Origin of the sequence: Corallococcus praedator, from assembly GCF_003612125.1 — a bacterium.
In the GTDB taxonomy this organism is placed as follows: Bacteria; Myxococcota; Myxococcia; order Myxococcales; family Myxococcaceae; genus Corallococcus; species Corallococcus praedator.
This window is the reverse complement of the sequence record NZ_RAWI01000480.1, coordinates 1-6,336: the sequence shown is the minus strand read 5'-3', so window position 1 is coordinate 6,336 and position 6,336 is coordinate 1. Positions and strand designations below refer to the sequence as shown.

At 62.7% G+C, this 6,336-nt stretch carries 4 protein-coding genes; 3 read left to right on the top strand and 1 reads right to left on the bottom strand.

All coding sequences use genetic code 11. The features are described from left to right. Window positions 1–172 precede the first annotated feature (172 nt). Entirely contained in the window at window positions 173–709 is a 537-nt protein-coding gene (locus D7Y13_RS36665) for a helix-turn-helix domain-containing protein (RefSeq protein ID WP_120534053.1), read from the top strand. A 23-nt stretch (window positions 710–732) separates the two neighbouring features. Further along, window positions 733–1,284: a transposase gene (locus D7Y13_RS36660; RefSeq protein ID WP_120534054.1), complete on the top strand. Its 552-nt coding sequence runs from the start codon at window positions 733–735 to the stop codon at window positions 1,282–1,284. Between the two features lie 136 nt (window positions 1,285–1,420). Here the strand turns inward: D7Y13_RS36660 and D7Y13_RS36650 are convergent, their stop codons facing one another. Next, window positions 1,421–2,107, bottom strand: coding sequence for a hypothetical protein (locus tag D7Y13_RS36650; RefSeq protein ID WP_233596016.1), 687 nt, complete (start codon window positions 2,105–2,107; stop codon window positions 1,421–1,423). A gap of 546 nt (window positions 2,108–2,653) precedes the next feature. Here D7Y13_RS36650 and D7Y13_RS45380 point away from each other — a divergent pair. Continuing rightward, window positions 2,654–5,959: a sacsin N-terminal ATP-binding-like domain-containing protein gene (locus D7Y13_RS45380; RefSeq protein WP_147444567.1), complete on the top strand. Its 3,306-nt coding sequence runs from the start codon at window positions 2,654–2,656 to the stop codon at window positions 5,957–5,959. Window positions 5,960–6,336 lie beyond the last annotated feature (377 nt).

The window sequence follows — 6,336 nt, the reverse complement described above, 5'->3', positions numbered from 1 at the left end:
CGCAGGCGCTCGGCCGTCAGGCGTGGCGCTTTCCTCGGCCGACCCTGCCGCGGGGCATCTCGCAGCGCTTCGGGGGTACGCTGCGCCAGATAGCGCTCCAGCCAGAAGTAGACGGCTGGCCGACTCATTCACGGCCCGGAAGAATCCGTCGTGTCTGCCGGGTTGAAAGAGCATGAGCGGACTGGCGCTGAGCGAAGAGCAGCGGAGCGAGCTGGAATCCTGCTTCCGCACGACGGAGGACCGACGTTTGCGTGAGAGGTGCCAGGCGGTGCTGATGACGTCCCGAGGGCGGTCTCAGCAGCAGATTGCCGAGGACCTGGGGACGACGCCCCGCAACATCCAGCGCTTCCTCGCCCGCTATCGGGCCAGCGGCTTGAGAGGGTTGAGGATTCAGTGGGCACCGGGCCGCACGCCGTTGATTCCCGAGGGGCTGGCGCCCACCATTCTGGGATGGGTCCAGCAGGGGCCAAGGGCCTGCGGCGTCAAGCGGGCGAATTGGACGCATGAGGCGCTGGCGGACTTCCTCTACCGCCAGACAGGGATTCGGGCGCGGGAGACGGCCATGGGGGACTTCTGCCGTCGCCATGGTGTGCGGCTGTACCGGCCCACCTATCGCTTCCTTCGAGCGGACGCTTCACGCCAGCAGCAGGCGCGGCGGGAGTTGAGCGAAAAAAACGCCAGGCGCAGGCAGGTGACATCGCCCTCTTGAGCCAGGACGAAGCGAGATTTCCCATGGTGCCGACACTGACGGCGACGCTGGGCGTGAAGGGAAGCCGCCCTGTCGTCGGCACCCGCGACTGCAAGGACGTGGTGCACACCTTCGCATCCGCCAACCTCACGACGGGAGCGGTGACGAGCAGGCTTTACGGCAGCCGAACCCGCGCGCGTCGCAAGGATGGCCTCTCCAAGACGAAGCGCATGCAGGTGGCTTTCGCCCACCACCTGCTCGACGTCGCCCGCGCCTATCCCGCCACGGCGTGGCGGCAAGTCGTCCTCATCATCGACAACGCGCCCTGGCACCGCGGGCGCCCCGTGGATTGGGCCTTGCGCCGCTTCCCGCACCTTTCCCTGTACCGGCTGCCGCCCTACAGCCCTCAGCTTCAACCCATCGAGCGGCTGTGGCGGCCCCTGCGCCAGCGGGCCACGCACAACCTTCTCTTCGACGAGATGACCGAGTTGCAACAGGCACTGCGCTCGGGCCTGGGCTACTTCCGCACGCGACCTCACGTCGTCCTCAAGCTCTTCGGCTCGCCTTGGACAACGACGGGATTACCCGAGGCGTGAATCAGGGCTGCCAGATGCGCAGCCTCGCCCGGGCCTTTGCCCTCTGCGAGGAGTCTCACGGCCAGTAGCCGACGGAAGTGGCGAGCGTCGCGCACGCTTCGCAGCGCATGCTCCAGCTTCCGCCTGTCCTCTGCTGTCAGCCCCAGTTCGGCGGGGCTCCTCGCCGGTCGCATGGTCCAGAAAATGCGCATGCGACCGGCATTTGTCTCGGAACTTCCGGCGACCTACTTAGCCCGGCAGAGACCTCCGGCCCCTTGCTCTTGAAATCCTCCTTGCCGCGCAGCTCCTTCGCGCTCGAAAGCGCGTTCGCAACGTCTGCGTTCCCCGGCATCAGGGCGCTCGCCTTTTCCAGGAGGGCCAAGGCCTCTGCAAGCTTCGCCGCGGCCAGCGACTCGCGGCCCTTGGCCAAGTACGACTCACCGCACCTCGCACGACTCGCTGTAGGGATGTCCCCGACGCTCCCGAATTTCTCGCACAGCTCGACAGCTTCCTGCGGAGACGTCGACGAAGGCAGCGCGGCGATGCGCGCGGACAAGTCCACCTCACGGGCGCGACTTGCTTCGGCCTTCTGCCGCGCATCTTCGATGGAGGCCGCCATTGCCGCCTCCTTGTTCGAGCGCTCGTTCCCCTCCCCGATGGCGCCGAAGACGACAATGACGGAAGCAATCGCACCGATGACGGCAGCGGCGTGGTGCTTGGAGCCCTTCTTCCTGAAGAGGGCAATGCACCCAGCGAAGGCGCCTACCCCCAACACGGCCCCAGGATATCCGAGCCTCATGACCCAGCCCATGAAGGCAAGCCCGAAGCAGGAGGCAATGAGCACGACAGGGACGGACATCCCCTTTGACGGAGCCGACTGCGCTGGGGGCGGTGAAGACGACGGTGGTTGAGGAGGAGAGGCCTGACTCATGCCGGGATGATGCCGCCTTCCATACTCCTCTCGTCAAGCAGCTACTCCGGCTCTCGGTGAATCTCTCTCTGAGCGCCGAAGACTGCCTCAAAGAATCGCTCCGTGCTCGCGCGTCTCCGTCTCCGCTCGCGGGCAGAGACTCTACAGAGGTCGCTTGTCCACGGCTTCGGACGCCGCGCGTTCGAAGGCAGAGTGCAGCCTCTTCGTCCATACCTCTCATGGGTGATCCCCCAACTCCTCGACGCCCCATTAAGGGCTCGCTACTGTCGCCACGGTGAGCGGCAGCTCCTTCAGGCGAAGCGTACCCGCTGATAGTCTTGGAGGAGTTCATGCACTCTGTGCGTTTCACAGGCGATTGGGCACACGTGCGGTGGATAGCGCACCCCACAAGTGCGTTGGGTTGTCGGGCCTTCCACTGTCGTCTGTCATAATTGACGAACCAGGAAGACGGGAGACACCATGTCCGAATCAGCGCTGGGGGAGTACCAAGAAGCGCGCGAGCACCAACTCAGTCGCAATGATGCGCGACGTATCCGCACGCGTGTGACCGAAGCACGGAACAAGGCGATGGACGCTGGCGGGCGCTGGCCGTTCGAACTCCTTCAGAACGCGCACGATACAGGGCCACGTCCAGGACGTACTGGCATACGCATTCGCCTGGCCGCCACGGAGGACGGTTTCCTCTTTGAGCATGACGGTGCCGTCTTCCAACCGCAGGATCTCGCTGCGCTTTTGAGTGGCGGTTCAAGCAAGGAGTTCGAAGGGGAGGACACCACCGGTCGCTTTGGAACCGGATTCCTTGTCACCCATGTACTCTCCGAGCAGGCTGAGGTTAGCGGGATTCTCGCGACGAAAACCGGGTTCGAATGGTTCTCGGTTAGCCTCGACCGTGGTGGCAACGAGGATCAAATTCTTGCGAACATCGACGCCGCAAAAGCAGCGCTCCTTTCCGCTCAGCCATTGAATGAGATTGATCACAAGCCATCCGCGCGCTTCGTCTACCGGATGGAGGACAAGAAACAACTCGAACACGGGCTCGAAACCTTCCGAGCGGCGCTCCCCTACTTGTTCGCTACATGCCCTAAGCTTGATGAGGTCGTGCTAGAGCAAGAAGAGACAACGGAGCGATGGCTTGCGAGCGACTTCCGGCAACCCGCGTTGGAGGGCCTTTTTTACCGCGAGCGCTCTGTCCAGAGGGCGTCGGGCAACGAGACTCAGATGTTCGTCGCCCACCTCGTTTCGACAGAGGCCCAGCCGGACGCTTCGGCCATCTTTGTTTCGGAAACAGAGGGCCAGAACCGGAGGCTCGTTCGATTGCCCTCATCCTTTCCCCGGGTGTTTCGCCGGTTCCCTATCCGAGGGACAACGTTTCTCCGCACGGAAGTGGTGCTAGAGGGACATTTCAACGTTGATCAGGAACGACGGGAAGTTCTGCTGAAGGACCAAGGTGGTGAACTTGTAGAGGCGGCCCTCGATTCCCTCGTTCAGGCAGCCAGGGTTGCGCACAAGCTCAACATTGAAGGAGCGCACTGGCTTGCCCGGATAGGACCCGTAGCGGAAGGCGCGCTGCAAGAGTTCGAGCGGATCTGGTGGGCCGAGCGACTAAAAGCGAGGGCCACGCAGGTCGCCCAGATGCCTCTCATCAACACGACAAAGGGGGTCGGTCGTGCCGTCACGAACGCGGGCGGATGGTACGCAGACTTTTTAGGAGAGCCGCAGTTGGGTCGGCCGGACAACGTTGATGTAGACGCGCTCTGGGAATTGGCCGCCCGGTGCGAGAACTTCTACGTTCCCGAGAAGAAAATCAGTCGAGATTGGTCTTTTATTGCACAAGAATGGAGAGCGCTCGGCGTTGAAGAGTTGAACATTTTCGGGCTGGCCGATTTCCGGAGATTTGCCCTCGCCGGCGAGCCAAAACCCGGAGATGCTCTGCCGCCTGATGCTCTCTTGGTCACGGGCAATCGGCTCGAATGGCTCGCAAGCCTCTACGAACTTGCCGGCGTTGCCTCAGCGGCAGGTGCGTTTAGGCCCGAGTGGCTCGACCATTTGCTCCTGAACCAACATGGCAAACTTGTTGTTCATTCCAGCTTGACGCGTGACCTCGGCGTGCTTGAGGGGACCAAGCTAGCCGCCGAGAAGCTCAAGCTCGATCTCCGCGCCTCGTTGCTTGATCTGGAGGTGCTCAATTTGGCGCGCGAGCGTAGACTCGCACGCGTCGAAAGTCTTCTGGGTACAGTCGTGACGCAAACCCTTACGGAGGACGCCGCTCTCGACAGATGCCTTTCGGCATTGGATCAGGCCGTCCAGCCGAAGAAGAATCCCACGCCTGAGTATGTCGTGACGGCTGGAACCGCGCTCCTCGCGCATATGTGGTCTAGCCAAGCAATGAGCGCTGGCGATCTGGCGCGCAGGGTGCCACTCGCGACGACGAAGCCGAGCGAATACCATCGATGGAACCGGGACAATCCGATAATGGCGCCCGTTTCGACGTGGCCGGAGACAGCGCGCCCCTACTCCATTGTCTATCCAGCTCAGCGCGTGATGCATGTCGCCTATGACCGCACCGATGGATTCTCCGATGCACTAAAGGGGCTCCAGGCTTGGGGCATTGCACATACGGACCCGTTACAAGAGGACGTCCCATCGGAACTCAAGGATCGGCGTCTCGCCGCGCTCGTTCGTGACCCAGCGAGCATTAGTGGGCTCACAGTACGCGACCAACCCTGCTCGTCCGTTGCACTGTTATCGCGCGAAGTCATCAACCATTGTACCGAGCCCGAGCACATCCAGGCTCTTCTAGGATTGATCCTCACCGATATCGTTGTCCGCGATCAACGGTGGCGCACCTTCGTGACGGTGCCGGCACGCGGGGGCGGAAAGGAACTCTCGGTTGAACTCAGGCCAGCCCTCTGGGTTGCCGACCTATTGTCACGTGCCTGGATTCCGGTGACTGACAAGGAGGGGAAACAAAGCCGCTTCGAACCATCACCGGCGGTTCTTCGGGACCTGATTGTTCGTGAGTGGCTGAAGGACAACCCTCAAGCACTTGAGTTTCTCGCCGAGGTCTTCGGCTTCGACCGGCTTGAGCTACGTCTCCTAGGCTGCTCGGAAGAGGAGTCAAAGCGCATCCGCGACGTACTCGCGGACCTCATTGATCGGACGCAGACAGATCCGGATGCATTGGAGCGGGCGCTCGCAGCGGCGGAGGAGCAGCGCGAGAGCGAACGCCGGGTAGCTATTGCAAAGTCCTTCGGGCTCGCGGTGCAGGAGGCCCTTCGTACCGCCCTGCAGGAGCGAGGATTCGTGCTGGAACTGGTGGACCGCGGCTTCGACTATGAGATGCGCCTTGGCGAGAAACTGCTTGAAGATGCCTCCTATTACCTCGGCCTGGAACGCCTACTCCTTGAGGTCAAGGCGACCACTTCAGGTGAGGTCAGGCTGACTCCAACTCAGGCGGCAACCGCGTCTCGCACGCCGGATTACGTCCTCTGCGTGGTGGACCTGAGAGGCATGGCTACAGAGCGGCTCGCTGGTCCGTGGACACCGGAAGAAGTCGCTGCGCACTCTCGATTCGTCAATACGATTTCAGGAAGTGTTGCGTCGACCTGGGAACTCGTGGAGCGCGCGCAGGCTGAGCATGTTCCTATCCGCAACGAAGCTGCCCTTCGGTTTGGGGTCGCTGCCGAGCTGTGGCAGTCCGGGCACACTCTGTCGGCATGGTGCGATTGGGCCATCGCGAAGCTGCGGGATAAGGAAGTGGCTTAGTATACTACTTGATCCGATACGTGACGGCCCTCGAGGAGGAGCGCGGGCGACGAGACGGCGGAGGCAGAGGGGCAGTGGCCAATGCGCCGCAGCAGCAGAAGCGGTGAACCGCGCCACTCCGCCTCGGGGGTAGGCTGGGAGAGAGCAGTCCGGCACCGGCTACCGGCACTGCGCGCATCGGCAAGCGCGGCAGGAAGGAGCCACTGGCGCGCCCAGCAACGCGGATCCTGGCTCCTCCAACTCCTGTCTCTGAAGTTGCCCCGGTTTCGTGGAGCGTTTCCGCGCTTTCGCCCTCAAGCGGCAGCGCGGTGCTTCTTCTCGTAACCAGCGGGTGACTCGTAGTCGAGCGCGGAGTGGCGCCGGAGCGGATTATACCA